This window comes from Streptomyces sp. NPDC098781 (genome assembly GCF_044759995.1).
Taxonomy (GTDB): domain Bacteria; phylum Actinomycetota; class Actinomycetes; order Streptomycetales; family Streptomycetaceae; genus Streptomyces.
Genome location: NZ_JBIWAK010000007.1, coordinates 236,382 through 253,451 on the forward strand (window position 1 = coordinate 236,382; position 17,070 = coordinate 253,451).

Genomic DNA, 17,070 nt, shown 5'->3' on the forward strand with positions numbered 1-17,070 from the left:
CCGGGTGCTTCCGCCAGGCGTGAGACAGAAGAGCGGCGGCCCCGTCGCTCGTGACGGGGCCGCCGCGGGAACCGACCGGAGTTACCTCTGCCTGATCCTCAGGAACGTCACCGAGTTCGCCGGGAAGGTGTACGTGAACTTGTCGGCGACCCCCGAGAAGGTCGACGTCACCGGTGTGACCGGCGCGTCCGTCTCGGTGTTCACCGCGTCCTGGTCGGCGGCCAGGGTGGTGACCCGGGCCCGGGAGGCGACCTCGGCGCCGCCCAGGTCGACGGCGGTGCGGGCGGCCGAGGGCTGGGCGTTGACGACCTTGACGATCAGGTCACCCGTGGCGGCGTCGCGGGTGACGACCTGGCGGAACGGCTCGGCCGGCTTGTCGTCGGTGAAGCTGCCCCACTCCTGGCCGTCCAGGTACAGGGTGACCTGGCGGCCGCGCACCTTGATGTCGATGTCGTAGGCGCGGCCCGTCTCGATCGACCCGGCCTTGCTGATCAGCGTGCCCTTGCCGCCGTCCACGGCCTGCTCGACGGCGGACTGGGTGTTCTTCCAGCCGCCCAGGTTCCACCAGTAGTAGGTGCCGGTGTCCTTGACGCCGAAGGCGACGAGGAAGCCCTCCTTGCCGGACTTCTTGGTGGCCTTCACATGCAGGTCGTAGTCATGCCAGGACGGGTCGCCGGCCTGGACCATGGTGTTCTCGGCGGCGGCGTCCGTCTGGACGTACTGGCCGTCCTGCACGCTCCAGCTGCCGGTGCCGGTGTGCGTCCATTGCGAGGCGTCACCGGAGAAGTCGTCACCGAGCAGCGTCGAGCCGTCCGCCGCCGTGACCCTCACGTCGTCGTAGGCGGCACTGGTCGCCCAGGTCGACAGGCCGACGGCCCCGGCGATCGGGCCGCTGACGTCCGGTGTGGTGGTGGCCTTCGAGGGGACCACCCGGTCGCCGACGTTGTTCATGAACAGCTTCTGGACCTCGTAGTTCGTCGAGTTCCAGGAGGCGCGGTTGTTGAACCAGATCAGGTCCGGCCGCCACTGCACGTAGTCCTCGTTGGCGAGCAGCGGGGCGTACGAGGCCAGCTTGACGACGTCCGCGTTGCGCTCCAGGCCGGTCATGAACGCGGCTTCGGACAGGCCGTTCTTCCAGGCGTTGCCCTGCGAGGCGTACTCGCCGAGGAAGACCTTGGGGCCGGAGCGGTCGTAGGAGTCGTAGCGGTCGTTGTTCTGGAGGAACCAGTTGGGGCTGTTGTAGTAGTGCTCGTCGACCATGTCGACCTTCGCCTCCCGGTTCAGCTTCCAGGCGGTGTCGAAGGTCGTGCCGCTGTCGTCGGGGCCGGAGTTGGAGATGACCGTGATGTCCGGGTACTTCGCCTCGATCGCGGTGCGGAACCGCTGGAAGCGGGTGAAGAACTCGTTGGGCAGGTTCTCCTCGTTGCCGACCTCGATGTGCGTGAGGTGGAAGGGCCTCGGGTGGCCCATCCCGGCGCGCACCTTGCCCCATTCGGAGGTGGCCGGGCCGTTGGCGAACTCGATGAGGTCGAGGGTGTCCTGGATGTGCCGCTTCAGCAGCGCCTCGTCGTCGACGGCCTTGTTCTGGCCGCAGCCGGTCACCAGGGCCGGGACGACGGGCAGCGGCATGGCGCCGATGTCCTCGGAGAAGCGGAAGTACTCGTAGTAGCCGAGGCCGTAGGACTGGTTGTAGCCCCAGAAGTTGGCGTTGGTGGCGCGCTTCTCGACCGGGCCGACGGTGTCCTTCCACTGGTAGGAGCGCTTGCGCTGCCAGCCCGAGGCCTCGCTGTAGCCCTCCATGGAACCGGTGTTGACCAGGCAGCCGCCTGGGAAGCGCACAAAGCCCGGGTGCAGGGCGGCGATCTTCTCGGCGAGGTCCTTGCGCAGGCCGTTCGGCTGGTTCTTGTAGGTGTCGCGCGGGAACAGCGACACCATGTCGAGGGCCGTCGCGTCGGTGGCGGCGACGGCGAGCCGGCCGCGGCTGCTGGTGCGGGTCGCGGTGAACGTGGCCCTGTACTGGGCCCAGCCGCCCCGTACGGCCACCTGGCGGGTGGTCGCGAGCGCGCCGGCGGTGTCCTTGAGGGTGACGCTCAGCCTGGTACCGCTGTCGGTCCGGGCCCACACCGAGAAGTCGTACCGCTGGCCCTGCTCGACGCGGATGCCGGTGTTGTATCCGGCGTTCACGACGGACGAACCGGCGCCGAGGGAGAGGTAGTTGCGGTTGCGCTCGTCGAGGCGGCCGGCGTCGTTCACGACCTGGGCGGTGCCCTCGACCGTCCAGGAGGTGAGCGGGGTGTAGGAGCCGTTGTCGGCGGTGGAGTACTCGAAGGACCGGTTCTGCACGAGTTCGGCGTACAGACCGCCGTCGGCGGCCCGGTTGATGTCCTCGAAGAAGACGCCGTACATCGTGTCGTCGATCCTCGCGCCCTCGGCGGCCCGGTCGACGGTGATCGAGTAGTCGGTGACGTCCTCGGCGTGGGCGGTGGTGGGGACGAGGCCGGCTGCCATCAGAAGGGCGGTGGCGGCTGTGCCGTATCTCCAGCGCGTGCGTGACATGGATACTCCGCGGCTCGTTGTTCGAAATATCAGACACTGATCAGCACTTCGAACGGCAAGATAGGGAGGGGAATCCGGAGCGTCAACGGGTCGCGCGGTTCCGAAAGTGTCGGAAGGGTCGGGCGGTGGAACGGACGGGCGAGTTCTGGCCGGTACCGGATGCGTTGCGGTATCTGGCCGGGAGCTGGCGGGCCGAACGGTCCGTGCGGGATCTCGCGAGCGGGGAGACGGGCGAGTTCACCGGCACCACGGCTTTCGGTCCGCTTCCGGACGGCGGGCTGCTGCACCACGAGTCCGGTCTGTTCGTCTGGCAGGGCGTCGGCCGCCCCGCCGAGCGGACGCTGCGCTTCCTGCCCGGGAGTCCACCGGGAACGGCGGATGTGCGCTTCGCGGACGGCCGCCCGTTCCACGACCTGGATCTGACGTCCGGCCACCACATCGCGGACCACCCCTGCGTGGCCGACCTCTACCGGGGCGAGTTCACCGTCCTCGACGAGGACCACTGGCGGAGCGTGTGGCGGGTGCGCGGCCCGGCCAAGGATCTGCTCCTCACCACCGACTACGCCCGCGAGGGCTGAACCGACGCCCCGTCGAAGCGGAGGTTCCAGCGGCCCCCGTGCCCGGTGACGGTGGTCGTCGACAGGGGACGTACGTCGATGTTCCAGTACGTCGACGGTGGCGCCTTGAGCGCGTACACGAGCGCGGCGCGGATGACCGACGGCTCGGCCACGGCGACGATCCGGCCGCCGTCCTCCACCGGCCGGGTGTCGAGCCAGCCGCCGACCCGGGAGATGAAGGCGATCAGTGACTCGCCGCCGTGCGGAGTGCCGCGCGGGTCGGCCAGCCAGGCGTCCACCGCGTCCGGCTCGCGGGCCATCGCCTCGCCCAGTGTCAGCCCGCGCCAGCGGCCCATGTCACAGTCCCGCAGGGCCAGTTGCACCAGCGGCGCGTAGCCGAGCGCGTCGCCGGTCGCACGGCTGCGCGGGGTGGGCGAGCAGTAGCGCAGCTCGGCCGCGGCCAGCGGCACCAGGTCGCGCGCCGCGACCTGGATCTCGTCCCAGCCGGCCTGGTCCAACGGCCGGTCGTCCTCGAAGCGCTCCGCGAGCAGCGAGGAGCTGCGCGCGGCAGCGACGAACGTGACCCGAAGTGACATGCGGCGATGGTGTGTCGCGAGAGTGCGCAGGTCAAGAGGTGTTGTGCAGGTGTCACCGAGGGTTGGCGAATCCTTACCCCGAGGTCAGGACCAGGCGGACAAGCCGCCGAAATCGAGCAGTTGGAAGTTTCAAGCACCGGCAGGGTCTAGGAGGTCCGGAAGTACAGGGCCATCCACTGGTCCGGCTTCTCCAGCGGCCCGAACCCGAGCTTCTCGTAGACCCCGTGCGCGTCGTGCGTGGCCAGCAGGATCCGCTTCATTCCGTACGGCCGCAGATGGTCCCGCACGGCCGCGACGAACGCCGTCCCGATCCCCTTGCCGCGCACCGCCGGATCGACGTACACGTCGCACAGCCAGGCGAAGGTGGCCCGGTCGGTGATGACCCGGGCGTACGCCACCTGCTCCCCGGAGACCGTGTCGTACACCCCGAAGTTCAGGGACCCGTCGATCGCCCGGTCCTGCTGCTCCCGCTCCCGCCCGAGCGCCCAGTACGCGTCGGTGGACAGCCACCGGTGCACCCGCTCCCGGTCGATGCGGTCGCGGTCGACGGAGATCTCGTATCCCTCGGCGAGAGGTGGGGTGTCGGTCATACGGCGAGGCTCGCAGGGCGGGGGTACCGACGTCGAGTGGTTTCCGGCGGGCTAGAGCACCTCGTCGAAGGCGGCCCGCAACCGCCGTACCCCTTCCGCGATCTCCGCCACCCCCGCCACGGCCGCGAAGCTCAGCCGCATCTGGCCGGCCGGGGGCTCCGCGCTGAAGTAGGGGCGGCCGGGCGTGAGGGCGACGCCGGTGCGCAGGGCGGCCGAGGTCAGGGCGTACTCGTCGGTGCCGTCGGGCAGGCGCAGCCACAGGTGGTAGCCGCCGGACGGGATGTGCGGGAGGGCGAGTTCGGGCAGGTGCAGGCGCAGGCCCGCGGTCATGGCGTCCCGGCGGGTCCTGAGCGCGGCGGACAGGGCGCGCAGATGCCGGGGCCAGGCGGGCGAGCCGACCAGTTCGAGGGCCGCCTCCTGGAGCGGTCGGGGGACGAAGAAGGTGTCGACGATCTGGATCGCGCGCAGCCGTTCCAGCACCGGTCCGCGCGCGGCGAGGGCCCCGACCCGGAAACTGGGCGAGGTCGCCTTGGTGAGCGAGGAGACGTGGACGACGACGCCGTCGGAGTCGTCGGCGGCGAGCGGACGCGGCAGCGGGCCCGCGTCCTCGTGCACCAGCCGTCGTACGTAGTCGTCCTCCACGACGAAGGCACCGGCCTCCCGCGCGATGCGCAGCACCTCCGGACGCCGCTCGGGCGCGAGGACGGCGCCGGTCGGGTTCTGGAAGAGCGGCTGGCACACGAAGACCCGGGCGCCGGTGGCCCGGAACGCGTCGGCGAGCAGGGCCGGTCGCACCCCGCCCGCGTCCACCGGCACGGGTACCGGACGCAGCCCCGCGGCGCGGGCGATGGCCAGCATGCCCGGGTAGGTGGGCGATTCGACCAGCACCGGCGCGCCGGGCGGGGCGAGCGCGCGCAGCGCGGTGGTCAGCGCGGACTGGCCGCCGGCGGCGATCAGCACCTCGGCGGCGGTGACGGTGCCGCCGATCTCGCGTGCGAACCACTCGCGCAGCTCGGGCAGCCCCTCCAGCGGCGGCCGGCCCCAGGCACCGGGACGGCGGCCCGCCCGGGACAGCGCGGCGGCCATGGCCTTCTCAGGCTGGAGCGTGGGGTGGGGATAGCCGCCGTTGAACTCGATCACTCCGGGCGGAGGCGTGGCGAGACAGACCGTGACACCGGAGGCGTCCACCGTGCGCGGTACGACGTCGGCGGCCCCGTCGGCGCTGAGCGCGACCTCCTGCCAGGAGGTGTCCCCCGCCGCCGCGACCGGGGTGCGCGGCCGGGCCCGGAAGGCGCCGGCGCCGGGCCGGGTGACGACGAGTCCCTCGGCGGCGAGCTGGGCGAGGGCGCGGGAGACGGTCACCGGGCTCACCCGGAACCGCTCGACCAGCGCCCTGCTAGACGGCAGCTTTCCACCTGGAGAGTAGCGGTCAAGCTCTCTCCGCAGCTGTTCCGCCAGGTCACCCACACTGCTACGCTCTTGCATGAGAACACAGAGTAGCGCTATCGCCCCGACCGGGATAGCGGTCAGCGGTCGGACCGGCCACTCGTTCGGCACGCTTCAGGCCGCCCTCGGTGTGGCGGCCTTCTCCCTCACCTTCCCCGCCACCGCCTGGGGCCTGGAGGGCTTCGGCCCCTGGTCCCTGGTCGCCGTGCGCAGCCTGCTGGCCGCTCTCATCGCGGGCAGTTGTCTGCTGGCGCTGCGGGTACCGCTGCCCGCCCGACGCCACTGGCCGGGCCTCGCGGTGGTCGCCGCCGGAGTCGTCATCGGGTTCCCGCTGCTCACGACGCTCGCGCTCCAGACGTCCACCACCGCGCACGCGGCCGTGGTGGTCGGCCTGCTCCCCCTGACCACGGCCCTGTTCTCCGCGCTGCGCGTCGGCACCCGCCCGTCCCGCACCTTCTGGACGGCGGCGCTCGCGGGCGCCGCCGCGGTGGTCGCCTTCACCGTGCAGCAGAGCGGCGGCGCCCTCAGCACCGCCGACCTGTATCTCTTCGCCGCGCTGCTGGTGTGCGCGGCCGGCTACACCGAGGGCGGCCGGCTGGCCCGGGTCATGCCGGGCTGGCAGGTGATCGGCTGGGCCCTGGTGCTGTGTCTGCCGATCGGCGTGCCGGCCGCCGTGGTCGCGCTGTCGTACGAGCCCGTGCAGCTGACCTGGCACGGGGTGACCGGGCTGCTGTGGGTCGCGGCGGGCTCCCAGTTCCTCGGCATGGTCGTCTGGTACCGGGGCATGGCGGCCATCGGCATCCCGAAGGCCAGCCAGTTGCAGTTGGCCCAGCCCCTGCTCACACTGGTGTGGTCGGTGCTGCTACTGGGCGAGCACCTGACAGTGGCCGCCCCGCTGACGGCCGCGGCGGTGCTCGTGTGTATCGCCGTGACCCAGCGGGCGCGAGGCTGAGCGGGCCTGACGACCCCCTTCCAACCACCGCTCCGCGCCGTAGACTCAAGGCCACGGACCGCTGCTCCCACACCTGGTGAGGAGGACCGACAGATGCGTGCAACCGTGGGCGACCAGCTTGTCCAGCACGGCAGGGTGGTCGGGCAAAACGACAAGGTCGGTGAGATCGTCGAAGTCCTGGGCCAGCAGGGCAATCCGCCCTACCGCGTCCGCTTCGAGGACGGGCACGAGGGCCTGTGCTCCCCCGGCCCCGACACCGAGATCCGCCACAGGAACACGACGAGGTAACCCGGCGCGCCGGCCGGCCGGGCGGCCGGGCCGAGGAGCGGGGCCGAAGGGTCAGCGCGGAGGGATCGCCGGCTGCTCGTAGTGGTCGGCGACCACCCTTGCCATGGCCCCGATCCGGTCCGCCGCCACCTCCTTGGCCGCGAAGTAGATGTGCCCGCGTGCCTCCGGGTGGTCCTTGGCCAGCGTCAGATGCCGGGACAGCTCGGCCGGGTCCTGCCAGGCGGCCGGCTGTGCGGGATCGCCGGCCTTGTACAGGGCCTCGCCCAGGTAGAGGTGGGTCCTGCTGCCCCGCGCGACCTCGGCCCACCAGGGCAGCAGCTTGGCGTAGTCGGCGACGGCGAAGCCGATGTTCCAGTACAGCTGCGGGCAGATGTAGTCGATCCAGCCCTCGCGGACCCAGGTGCGGGTGTCCGCGTACAGGTCGTCGTAGGTCTCGACACCGCCCTGGGTGTCCGAGCCGAGCGGGTCGGTGCCGGCGTTGCGCCACACACCGAACGGGCTGATCCCGAACTGCGTGGTGGGCCTGATCCGCCTGATCGCGTCCGCCATCTCCTGGATCAGCTTGTCGATGTTGTCGCGCCGCCAGTCGGCCCGCACCGCGAAGCCGCCGCCGTAGGTGTCGAAGGCCTCGTCGTCGTCGAAGTTCTGGCCCGCGACCGGGTAGGGGTAGAAGTAGTCGTCGAAGTGGACGGCGTCGACCGGGTACTTCTCCACCGCGTCGAGCATCGCCCGCTGCACGAAGGCCCGGACGTCCGGCAGCCCCGGGTTGTAATAGAGCTTGCCGCCGTACGCCACCACCCAGTCGGGATGCGTACGGGCGGGGTGGGTGTCGGCCAGCCGGCCGAGGTCCGTGTGGTTGGCGATGCGGTACGGGTTGAACCAGGCGTGCAGCTGAAGTCCGCGGGCGTGGGCCTCCGCGACGGCCGTGCCGAGCGGGTCCCAGCCGGGGTCCTGGCCCTGGGTGCCGGTGAGGACCTGCGACCACGGCTCGTGTGGCGAGGGCCACAGGGCGTCGGCGGTGGGCCGCACCTGGAGGACCACGGTGTTCAGCCCGCGGCTCACGGCCGTGTCCAGGTGGGCCAGCAACTGGGCGCGCTGCTCGTCCGGGGGCAGCCCCTGCCTGGCGGGCCAGTCCCGGTTCGCCACGGTCGCCACCCACACCCCGCGCATCTCCCGGTCCGCGAACCGCCGCTTCCGGTTCGTCGCGCCGGCCGAGGCGGCACCGGCCATCATCGCCCCGCCCGCCGCCATGACCGCCGACAGGGCGGTCAGCGAGAACGCCCGCCGTGACATCCGTGACCTGCGGTGCAGCATCGTCTTCGTACCTCCGTGTGCCGTGGTCAAGGGCCCCGTCCAGGGACAGATCAGTGCGTTTCGGACCAGCTCGGCGTCAGCCTTTCATGAGGCACCCGAACGATCGATCAAGCTGCGCCGAAGGTAACGTGCAGGTTTGGAGCAGGCGTCGAACAACGGCGGACCTGCCGCAGTCGTGGACCAGCGAAGGGGTCGATGTGACCGGCATCTCCGGAGATATTGCACGCGTCGGTGTGGTGGGCTGCGGCCAGATGGGGGCGGGCATCGCCGAGGTGTGCGCCCGCGCCGGGCTGGAGGTGAAGGTCGCCGAGACCACCGGCGAGGCCCTGGAGATCGGTCGCACCCGGCTGTTCAACTCGCTGGACAAGGCCGCCGAGCGCGGCAAGATCAGCGAGGAGGAGCGGGACGCCACGCAGGCGCGGCTGACGTTCACCACCGATCTCGGTGAGTTCGCCGACCGTGACCTGGTGATCGAGGCGGTCGTCGAGAGCGAGCAGGTGAAGACCGAGATCTTCCAGGTGCTCGACCAGGTCGTGACCCGGCCGGACGCGATCCTCGCCTCCAACACCTCCTCCATCCCGCTGGTGAAGCTGGCGGTCGCCACCTCGCGTCCCGACCATGTCATCGGCATCCACTTCTTCAACCCGGCCCCGGTGCAGCAGCTCGTCGAGCTGATCCCGGCGCTCACCACCTCCGAGGGCACGCTCGCCCGCGCCGAGGACTTCGCCGAGAAGCTGCTGGGCAAGCACGCCATCCGCGCCCAGGACCGCTCCGGGTTCGTCGTGAACGCGCTGCTGATCCCTTACCTCCTCTCCGCGATCCGGATGTTCGAGACGGGCATCGCCAGCCGCGAGGACATCGACAACGGCATGGAGCTCGGCTGCGCCCACCCGATGGGCCCGCTGAAGCTGTCCGACCTCATCGGCCTGGACACGGTCGCCTCGGTGGCCCAGAGCATGTACGACGAGTTCAAGGAGCCGCTGTACGCCGCTCCCCCGCTGCTCCAGCGCATGGTGGACGCGGGCCGGCTGGGGCGCAAGACGGGCTCCGGCTTCTACACCTACGGCTGATCACCTCCACGGCTGATTACGGTCGGTCAGATTTCGGCCAAGTACCCGGGCCCGGCACCGAGAAAGGTGCCGGGCCCGCGTCATTCACACACCGTGTGCGCCCCGGGCTCGCATATGCCCCTCGCACACTCTCCCCATGCGCCCACCAGGCGAGTTCACTTTCCCTGCGCCACAAGGGATTTGAGATGACTACGGAAAGGAGCGGACAAGTGACCGCCGATCCCGAGCATCCCGTCGTACAAGGGGAACTCGCAGAGTTACGACGCCGCCTCGACGTCGCCTACGCCCGCGTGGAGGGCGGGCTGGCTCTGCTCACGCACCGCACCGAGGAGGCCGCCAAGGAGGTCGACGAGCTGAACACCCGGATCAAGTCCCTGGAGCACGCGCGCTGGCCGCTGCCCGCGGTCGCCGCCCTCACCGCCGTGGGTGCTCTCGTCGTGGCGATCTGGCAGGCGGTGGGGCGCTAGCCCCGGTGGACTGCGACCAGGGACGTCTCATCAGCGCAAGACGTCCTGCCCCAGCCTGAGATGGTGCAGCATCAGTAACGCGGCCGCCATGTTGGCGGCCGGGACCTCCCCACGGGCGACCATGTCGGGGACCAGCTTCAGCGGGACCCACTCCCGGCGGTCCGACTCGAAGTCGTCCACGGGGTGACCGACGTACTCGCCCTCGTCGGACCAGTAGATGTGGTGCCGGGCGTCGGTGAGCCCGTTGGAGGGCTCCACGCTCATGAGGTGGTGCAGGGGTCCCGGCCGCCAGCCGGTCTCCTCCTCCAGTTCCCTGGCGGCCGCGTGGGCGATGTCCTCACCGTCCTCCACGACCCCCGCCGCGAGTTCCCACCCCCAGCTGTCGGTGATGAAGCGATGGCGCCACAGCAGGAGGACTTCATTGGCCTCGTTGACCACTGTGGCCACGGCGACCGGCCGCAGCCGGATGAGGAAGTGGTCCAGGTGCCGGCCGTCGGGCAGCTCCACATCTGCCAGGTTGACGGTGAACCAGCGGTTTTCATACACAGTTTGTTCGTTCTGTTTCGTCCACTGCACGGTTCTGCCACCTTCCGTCGAGTAAGTGGCAATATCGCAGCAGGGACTATGAGGTGTCGGTGTTCGCGTACCCACCAGCACCGGACTACAGCGGTACGCGCAGTGCTCCGTCGATGAGTTTGGCGGCCTCCGCGGTTCCCGCGCTGCCGCTGCGCACCAGGTGTTCGCGCACCGCCCGGAGTCTGTCGCGCAGGCGCTGGGACTCCATCCCCCGGGCCTGCTCGGCCATCTGCACCGCCGTGGCCACCGCCTTGTCGGCGTTGCCCTGACGCAACTCGATCGTGCTGAGCATGGCCAGCCGGTGCACCCGGCCCCGGTCGTGGGCGGGGTTGTCGACGGCCGCGGCCGCGTGCTCCCCCGCCGCCGCCAGCTCCCCGAGGCTGAGCAATGCCTCGGCCACCTGGACGTTGACGAGTCCGGGCTGGACATAGCCCGTTTCGTCGGGTTCGTATCCGCGGTGGATACGATCGGCGGCCTGCTCGGCACGCCGGATGCAGGACAACGCGCTCGTGCCGTCGCCGAGGTGGGCGTACGCCTTCGCCTGCATCGCGTACAGGTCGGAGGCGAGAGCGGGGGTGATGTGCTTGCCGGCGGCCCGCAGCGCCGCCTCGGCGAAGGCCACGGCCTGCCGGAACTCCCGCATGAACAAAGCCTGGTTGACGAGCAGGGCGATCACATACGCGCCCAGCCCCCGGTCCCCGCTGGCCTTCGCCAGCCGCAGCGCCTGATGGAAGTAGCGCTGGGCGAGCCCGTGCGCGTCGGAGTCGTACGCGCAGATCCCGGCGATGGCCACCAACCCGCCGGTGGCCCGGTGCAGTTGACGCCCCGTCGCATCGGTGTAGCTGCCGCGCAGCAGCGGCGCGGCTTCGGCGTTGAGGAAGCCGACGATCCGGGTGCGGGTCGCTATGCCGCCCGCCTTGCGGTACATCTGCTCGTAGTGGGTGCGGGCGGCGCGCAGCATGTCGATGTCGGCCGAGGTGACCCGGTGCCGGCCTCCGCGTGAGACGTCCACGTCCTCCGGCGGGTTCTCCCACTCCCACACCGGCATCACGGCGGGTGTGCCGGTGACCGCGGGTGCGCCCAGTATGTGGGGCCGTTGCTGCTCGTCGGATCGCCACAGGGCGGTCGCCCGCTCCACGAAGCCGGACAGCGAGGTGGTGTGCGCGGCCGACGGTTCGCCGGGGACGCCGAGGCCGATGTCGTCGAGCGTGACGGTACGGTGCAGTCGGCCGGCGAGCACCTCGCAGATCAGGTCGGGCACCTGGCCGCGTGGCCGCTGGCCCTTCAACCACCGTGCGACGGCGGTGTGTTCATATCTCAGTGCGAGCCCTCGCGCCCGCCCCGCCTGGTTCACGTGTGCTGCCAGCCCCGCGTGCGAGATCCCGGCCTCGTCCAGGATCGCGTCGAGCAGAGTGTTGGGCTGCATATATGCCCCCCGGGTGGCTCGGTGTCGTCAGAGTAGTGCGAACCGGTTCACACGGGGTGTGAACGGAGTGCCCGAATCCGTAGGGTGCGCGCACTGTTGCGGAGAGTTTCCAACCGGTTGACTGAAATGCCTCGCAAGAGGCCGGCCGGGCCGCCGGCTCCCCCTCGTACAGTGCGGCGGCCCGCATCCGCCGTCCGCCCAGCTGCCTGCCCGACACTCCGTGGCGGGGCGGACGGCCTGCCGGCGGCTGGACCGGGCGACTGCACGGCGTTGCGGTGCAGGTGGTTCGTCGACTGCGGGCCGTGCGTGCCTGTTCGCGTGATTCCCCGCGCCCCTGGGGAACCACAGTCGACCGGCGTCCGGTCGTTCCGTAGGACCAGTAGCGCCATGTCGTCCGCCGGTCGGCCCCTCGTGTGGCGCAGCAAGGCGGTGAAAAGGGTGCGCAGGATCGTCTGTGGAGTGATCGGCTGGTTTCGTACGGCGCCGATGAGCGCCGCCCGGAGCGAAAAGAACCGGCCTCTCGCGTCCCTCGCGTCCTCGACTCCGTCCGTGTACAGGACCAGGGAGTCGCCGGGAAGCAGGGTGCCGCACGGCAGCGGCGTCAGGTCGGCGGGGAGGGGGAACGGGCCGAGGGGCGGGAAGGGGTCGGCGCGGGCGAGGGGCTCGACGGACGGGCCGCTCAGCAGATAGGGCCACGGGTGACCGCAGTTGAGCACCAGGATCTCGCCGTCCCGGCCGATCTCCAGCAGCATGACGGTGACGAACTCCTCGGGGTGCTCGTCGTGCGCCCGTTCGCGCAGGTGCCTGGCCAGGGCGCGGTCCAGTCTGTGCAGCACCCGGCCGAGATCGGGTTCGTCATGGACGGCCTCGCGGAAACTGCCGAGGATCGCCGCCACGGTACCGAGGGCGGCGATGCCGTGGCCGCACACATCGCCCATGACCGCCCGTACGCCGTGCTCGGTGGCGATGACCTCGTACAGGTCGCCGCCGACCCGGGCACCGCGATCCGCGGAGAGCTGGGCCGCGGCGACGTTCAGCCCGTCGATGCGCGGTGGCAGCGGACGCAGCAGCACGCTCTGTGCGGCACCGGCCACCGCACGGGCCTGCCGGAGCTCACGCACCAGGGCCCGCCGGGCGTGCAGGATCAGGCCGGTCCCCACGGCCAGGAAGACGGCACTGGTCACGAGCCGGGCGCCGAGGCCGTCCTCGTCGGCGAGCGGACAGGCCAGCTTGTAGGCGACGGCCAGCGCGCCCCAGCCGAGGGGCAGCCCCATCGCGAGCACCTTGCGGGGAACCCGAGCAGCCTTGAAGCGGAACATGCCGATGGCCCCCCATTAGGCCCTGACAACGCAGAATCGGACCGGCCTCGGAAGGCCGGTCCGATTCTGTCGAGCACATGGTCCGGAAGGACCAGATCACCCGGGCATATCACCCAAACGAGTGAGGTGACCGGATGGGGTGGTGCGGGGCTTGCCCCAGAAGGGGCGCGGGGAACCGCGCGACCAGCCACGACGAACCCGCAGCCGCCGAACGAACGGCAGTCCCCCGCCCCTTGGGCGAACTAGCCCCGCAGAACCGCTCCCGTACGCTCCCCCGCGAGGGCGACCGCCGCGTCCCTGGCGGCCGACGCCTCATCGACGGTGAGCGTCCGGTCACCCGCGCGGAAGCGCAGCGCGTACGCCAGCGACTTCTTGCCGTCACCGAGCTGCTCGTCGTTGACGTACACGTCGAACAGCCGGATCCCCTCGAGGAGTTCACCGGCTCCGTCACGCAGCGCGGCCTCGACCTCGGCGGCCGGCACCGGCTTGTCCACCACGAGGGCGACGTCCTGCGTGGCGACCGGGAACGTGGAGATGCTCGGCGCCTGCGGCGTACCGTCGCCGACCTGCTCCAGCGCGTCCAGGTCGAGCTCCATCGCACAGGTGCGCGCGGGCAGCCCCAGCGCCTTCAGCACCCGCGGGTGCAGCTCGCCGGCGTGCCCGATGACCCGCTCGGCACCGGCCACGGTGATCGCCAGCTCGGCGCAGCGACCGGGGTGCCACGGCCCGTACTGGCCACCGCGCACGAGGAGTTCGGCCCCGGCCTCGGCCGCCACCAGCCGTGCCGCCTCGATGGCGTCGGCCCAGTCGGCCGGACGGCCCTTGCCCCACCAGCCTGCCTGCTCACGGGCGCCGGCGAGGACGACGGCCACGTGCCGCGGCTGCTCCGGCAGCACGGCGTTCAGCGCGGCGATCTCCTCGTCGGTCGGGCGGCGGTCGACCGGCAGATGACCGGCGGCACGCCGCTCCTCCAGCGGCTGGAAGACCAGGCCCGTCTCGAACAGGGCCAGATCGTGCGAGCCCCGCCCGTCATTGCGCCGCAGGGCGCCGAGCAGACCCGGCAGCAGCGAGGTGCGCAGCGCGGGCTCCTCGTCGTTGAGCGGGTTGACCAGCCTGACGACCCGGCGGGCCGGGTCGTCGGCCGCCAGACCGAGCTGGTCGAAGACCTGCTCGCTGACGAAGGGGTAGTTCGGGGCCTCGACGTAACCGGCCCCGGCCAGCGCCCGGCCGACCCGGCGGTGCAGCCGCTGACGGTGGGTCAGCCCGCGGCCGGAGGGCAGCTTGGGCAGCGTGGAGGGCAGGTTCTCGTAGCCCTCCAGCCGGATGACCTCTTCGGCCAGGTCGTTCGGCTCGACGAGGTCGGGCCGCCAGGACGGGACGGTGACGATCAGCTCGTCCTGCCCGTACACGTCACAGCCGATCTCCTGCAACCGGCGTACGACGGTCTCGCGGCCGTACTCGACACCGGCGACCTTGTCCGGGTGGTCGGCCGGCGTGGCGATGGTGTGCGGCGCGGAGGGGGCGATGACCTCGGTGACGCCGCCTTCGGCCGTACCGCCCGCGAGCAGCACCAGCAGGTCGACCGTGCGCTGGGCCGCCGCGGCCGCCGCGGCCGGGTCGACACCGCGCTCGAAGCGGCGGGACGCCTCGGACGACAGCTTGTGGCGGCGGGCCGTGCGCGCGACGGAGATCTGGTCGAAGTGGGCGGCCTCGATCACGACGTCGGTCGTCGCGTTCTCCAGATCGTCGTGGTCGGCGATCTCCGTGTCGGCGCCGCCCATGACGCCCGCGAGGCCGATCGGGCCGCGCTCGTCGGTGATGACCAGGTCCTCGGCGTGCAGCTTGCGCTCGGTGCCGTCGAGGGTGACGAGCTTCTCGCCCTCCTCGGCGCGGCGGACGCCGATGGTGCCCTGGACCAGGTTGCGGTCGTAGGCGTGCAGCGGCTGGCCGAGCTCCATCATCACGTAGTTGGTGATGTCGACGGCGAGCGAGATGGGGCGCATGCCGACCTTCTGGAGGCGGCGCTGGAGCCAGATCGGGGAGCGCGCCTCGGGGCTGAGGCCGGTCACCGTGCGGGCGGTGAAACGGTCGCAGCCGAGCGGGTCCGAGACCTGCACCGGGTAGCCGAAGGCGTTCGGGCCGGGCACGTCGATGAGGGCCGGGTCGCGCAGCGGGAGGCCGTAGGCGATGGCGGTCTCGCGGGCGACGCCGCGGATGGACAGACAGTCGCCGCGGTTGGCGGTGACGGCGATGTCCAGCACCTCGTCGACCAGTTCCAGGAGCTCGATGGCGTCCCTGCCGACCTCGGTCTCCGGCGGCAGCACGATGATGCCGTGGGTGCCGTCGTCGCCCATGCCCAGCTCGGTGCTGGAGCAGATCATGCCGTGCGAGACCCGGCCGTAGGTCTTGCGCGCGGCGATCGCGAAGCCGCCGGGCAGCTCGGCGCCGGGCAGGACGACGACGACCTTGTCGCCGACGGCGAAGTTCCGGGCGCCACAGATGAGTTCCTGGGGTTCGCCCGTGCCGTTGGCCTGGCCGACGTCGACGGTGCAGAAGCGGATCGGCTTCTTGAACTCCGTCAGCTCCTCGATGGTCAGCACCTGGCCGACGACGAGGGGGCCCTTGAGGCCGTCGCCGAGCTGCTCGACCGTCTCGACCTCGAGACCGGCCGCGATGAGCTTGGCCTGGACGTCACGACCGGTCTCGGTGGCCGGCAGGTCGACGTACTCCCGCAGCCAAGAAAGCGGGACCCGCATCAGATCTCCATCCCGAACGGCCGGGTGAACCGGACGTCACCCTCGACCATGTCTCGCATGTCCTCGACGTTGTGGCGGAACATCAGCATCCGCTCGATGCCGAACCCGAAGGCGAAGCCGCTGTACTTCTCCGGGTCGACGCCGCAGGCGGTGAGCACCCGCGGGTTGACCATGCCGCAGCCGCCGAGCTCGATCCAGCCCTCGGAGGAGCAGGTTCGGCAGGGCCGGTCGGGGTTGCCGACGGACTCGCCCTTGCAGACGTAGCAGAGCATGTCCATCTCGGCGCTGGGCTCGGTGAAGGGGAAGAAGTTCGGCCGCAGCCGCGTCTTCATGCCCTCGCCGAACAGGGACTGGACCATGTGGTCCAGGGTGCCCTTGAGGTCCGACATGGTCAGGCCCTCGTCCACGGCGAGCAGCTCGACCTGGTGGAAGACCGGGGTGTGGGTGGCGTCCAGCTCGTCGGTGCGGTACACCCGGCCGGGGCAGATCACGTACACCGGCAGCTCGCGGTCGAGCAGGGAGCGGATCTGCACGGGCGAGGTGTGGGTGCGCAGGACGACACCGGAATCGGCGGTGCCGTCCGGTCCCTCGACGAAGAAGGTGTCCTGCTCGCCGCGGGCCGGGTGGTCCGGGCCGATGTTGAGGGCGTCGAAGTTGAACCACTCGGCCTCGACCTGCGGGCCCTCGGCGACCTCGTAGCCCATGGCCACGAAGATGTCCTCGATGCGCTCGGAGAGCGTGGTCAGCGGGTGGCGGGCGCCGGCCGGCACGCGGTCGTACGGCAGTGTGACGTCCACGGCCTCCTCGACCAGCACCCGCTGGTCGCGCTCGGCCTCCAGCTCGGCCTGGCGGGCGGCGAGGCCCTTGTTCACGGCGCCCCGGGCCTGGCCCACGCGCTTGCCGGCCTCGGCCTTGGCCTGCGGGGGCAGGGCGCCGATCTCGCGGTTGGCGAGGGCCAGCGGGGAGGTGCCCCCGGTGTGGGCGACCTTGGCCTCCTGGAGCGCGTCGAGGGAGTCCGCGGCGGCGAAGGCGGCGAGCGCCTCGTCCCGCATGCGCTCGATCTCTTCCGGTTTCAAGGCCTCGACCTCTACAGGGTCGTACGACTTATTCGGTGCCGACATCTCTTCCCGTGCTTCCGATTGGCTGGCGGATGGTCC

General features: G+C 71.1%; 14 protein-coding genes and 1 pseudogene. 5 read left to right on the plus strand and 10 right to left on the minus strand.

Going from position 1 to position 17,070, the window contains the following annotated elements; all coding sequences use genetic code 11:
• Positions 1-81: 81 nt before the first annotated feature.
• Positions 82-2,556 (minus strand): alpha-L-arabinofuranosidase C-terminal domain-containing protein, encoded by a 2,475-nt coding sequence (locus ACIQWG_RS28095; RefSeq protein ID WP_404100742.1) that lies wholly within the window; start codon positions 2,554-2,556, stop codon positions 82-84.
• A gap of 125 nt (positions 2,557-2,681) precedes the next feature.
• Here ACIQWG_RS28095 and ACIQWG_RS28100 point away from each other — a divergent pair, with 125 nt between their 5' ends.
• Positions 2,682-3,134, plus strand: coding sequence for a DUF6314 family protein (locus ACIQWG_RS28100; RefSeq protein WP_404100744.1), 453 nt, complete (start codon positions 2,682-2,684; stop codon positions 3,132-3,134).
• On the opposite strand, the gene ACIQWG_RS28105 is transcribed toward ACIQWG_RS28100, so the two are convergent.
• The 3 genes from ACIQWG_RS28105 to ACIQWG_RS28115 all read right to left on the minus strand — a co-directional run bounded on the left by ACIQWG_RS28105 (position 3,116) and on the right by ACIQWG_RS28115 (position 5,784).
• The gene (locus ACIQWG_RS28105) at positions 3,116-3,709 is read right to left on the minus strand and encodes a histidine phosphatase family protein (protein WP_404100746.1); all 594 of its coding nucleotides are present in this window, start codon (positions 3,707-3,709) and stop codon (positions 3,116-3,118) included. The genes ACIQWG_RS28100 and ACIQWG_RS28105 overlap by 19 nt on opposite strands.
• Before the next feature lie 146 nt (positions 3,710-3,855).
• Positions 3,856-4,299 (minus strand): GNAT family N-acetyltransferase, encoded by a 444-nt coding sequence (locus tag ACIQWG_RS28110; RefSeq protein ID WP_404100748.1) that lies wholly within the window; start codon positions 4,297-4,299, stop codon positions 3,856-3,858.
• 51 nt (positions 4,300-4,350) lie between these two features.
• Positions 4,351-5,784: a PLP-dependent aminotransferase family protein gene (locus ACIQWG_RS28115; protein WP_404100750.1), complete on the minus strand. Its 1,434-nt coding sequence runs from the start codon at positions 5,782-5,784 to the stop codon at positions 4,351-4,353.
• On the opposite strand from ACIQWG_RS28115, the gene ACIQWG_RS28120 reads away from it, so the two are divergent.
• On the plus strand, positions 5,783-6,697 hold the full coding sequence (locus tag ACIQWG_RS28120; protein WP_404100752.1) for a DMT family transporter: 915 nt from the start codon (positions 5,783-5,785) through the stop codon (positions 6,695-6,697). The genes ACIQWG_RS28115 and ACIQWG_RS28120 overlap by 2 nt on opposite strands.
• A gap of 93 nt (positions 6,698-6,790) precedes the next feature.
• Positions 6,791-6,985, plus strand: coding sequence for a DUF1918 domain-containing protein (locus tag ACIQWG_RS28125; RefSeq protein ID WP_404100754.1), 195 nt, complete (start codon positions 6,791-6,793; stop codon positions 6,983-6,985).
• A 51-nt stretch (positions 6,986-7,036) separates the two neighbouring features.
• Here the strand turns inward: ACIQWG_RS28125 and ACIQWG_RS28130 are convergent, their stop codons facing one another.
• Complete coding sequence (locus ACIQWG_RS28130; RefSeq protein ID WP_404100756.1) at positions 7,037-8,299, minus strand: glycoside hydrolase family 10 protein; 1,263 nt, start codon at positions 8,297-8,299, stop codon at positions 7,037-7,039.
• A gap of 197 nt (positions 8,300-8,496) precedes the next feature.
• Between ACIQWG_RS28130 and ACIQWG_RS28135 the strand changes: the two genes are divergently transcribed.
• Positions 8,497-9,369 carry a 3-hydroxybutyryl-CoA dehydrogenase gene (locus ACIQWG_RS28135; protein WP_404100758.1) on the plus strand — a complete coding sequence of 291 codons (873 nt, stop codon included), beginning with the start codon at positions 8,497-8,499 and terminating at the stop codon, positions 9,367-9,369.
• A gap of 209 nt (positions 9,370-9,578) precedes the next feature.
• Positions 9,579-9,836 (plus strand): hypothetical protein, encoded by a 258-nt coding sequence (locus ACIQWG_RS28140; protein ID WP_404100760.1) that lies wholly within the window; start codon positions 9,579-9,581, stop codon positions 9,834-9,836.
• A 30-nt stretch (positions 9,837-9,866) separates the two neighbouring features.
• Here the strand turns inward: ACIQWG_RS28140 and ACIQWG_RS28145 are convergent, their stop codons facing one another.
• The 5 genes and pseudogenes from ACIQWG_RS28145 to pheS form a co-directional block, all read right to left on the minus strand.
• Complete coding sequence (locus tag ACIQWG_RS28145; protein ID WP_404100762.1) at positions 9,867-10,412, minus strand: NUDIX hydrolase; 546 nt, start codon at positions 10,410-10,412, stop codon at positions 9,867-9,869.
• 85 nt (positions 10,413-10,497) lie between these two features.
• Positions 10,498-11,838, minus strand: a complete 1,341-nt coding sequence (locus ACIQWG_RS28150; RefSeq protein ID WP_404100764.1) for a transcriptional regulator — start codon at positions 11,836-11,838, stop codon at positions 10,498-10,500.
• Positions 11,839-12,116: 278 nt separating this feature from the next.
• Positions 12,117-13,157, minus strand: a pseudogene (locus ACIQWG_RS28155) (PP2C family protein-serine/threonine phosphatase); the annotation flags it as partial.
• Positions 13,158-13,399: 242 nt separating this feature from the next.
• Positions 13,400-15,913, minus strand: coding sequence for a phenylalanine--tRNA ligase subunit beta (gene pheT / locus ACIQWG_RS28160; RefSeq protein WP_404100766.1), 2,514 nt, complete (start codon positions 15,911-15,913; stop codon positions 13,400-13,402).
• Positions 15,913-17,034 carry a phenylalanine--tRNA ligase subunit alpha gene (pheS, locus tag ACIQWG_RS28165; RefSeq protein ID WP_404100768.1) on the minus strand — a complete coding sequence of 374 codons (1,122 nt, stop codon included), beginning with the start codon at positions 17,032-17,034 and terminating at the stop codon, positions 15,913-15,915. Before pheS ends, pheT begins: the two co-directional genes overlap by 1 nt.
• Between the last annotated feature and the right edge of the window lie 36 nt (positions 17,035-17,070).

What these genes read in the sequence shown, in the direction of transcription:
- pheS (WP_404100768.1), bottom strand. Translation starts at nt 17,034, where the DNA reads ATGTCGGCACCGAATAAGTCGTACGACCCTGTAGAGGTCGAGGCCTTG.
- ACIQWG_RS28115 (WP_404100750.1), bottom strand. Translation starts at nt 5,784, where the DNA reads ATGCAAGAGCGTAGCAGTGTGGGTGACCTGGCGGAACAGCTGCGGAGA.
- ACIQWG_RS28105 (WP_404100746.1), bottom strand. Translation starts at nt 3,709, where the DNA reads ATGTCACTTCGGGTCACGTTCGTCGCTGCCGCGCGCAGCTCCTCGCTG.
- ACIQWG_RS28120 (WP_404100752.1), top strand. Translation starts at nt 5,783, where the DNA reads ATGAGAACACAGAGTAGCGCTATCGCCCCGACCGGGATAGCGGTCAGC.
- ACIQWG_RS28130 (WP_404100756.1), bottom strand. Translation starts at nt 8,299, where the DNA reads ATGCTGCACCGCAGGTCACGGATGTCACGGCGGGCGTTCTCGCTGACC.
- pheT (WP_404100766.1), bottom strand. Translation starts at nt 15,913, where the DNA reads ATGCGGGTCCCGCTTTCTTGGCTGCGGGAGTACGTCGACCTGCCGGCC.
- ACIQWG_RS28125 (WP_404100754.1), top strand. Translation starts at nt 6,791, where the DNA reads ATGCGTGCAACCGTGGGCGACCAGCTTGTCCAGCACGGCAGGGTGGTC.
- ACIQWG_RS28110 (WP_404100748.1), bottom strand. Translation starts at nt 4,299, where the DNA reads ATGACCGACACCCCACCTCTCGCCGAGGGATACGAGATCTCCGTCGAC.
- ACIQWG_RS28095 (WP_404100742.1), bottom strand. Translation starts at nt 2,556, where the DNA reads ATGTCACGCACGCGCTGGAGATACGGCACAGCCGCCACCGCCCTTCTG.
- ACIQWG_RS28150 (WP_404100764.1), bottom strand. Translation starts at nt 11,838, where the DNA reads ATGCAGCCCAACACTCTGCTCGACGCGATCCTGGACGAGGCCGGGATC.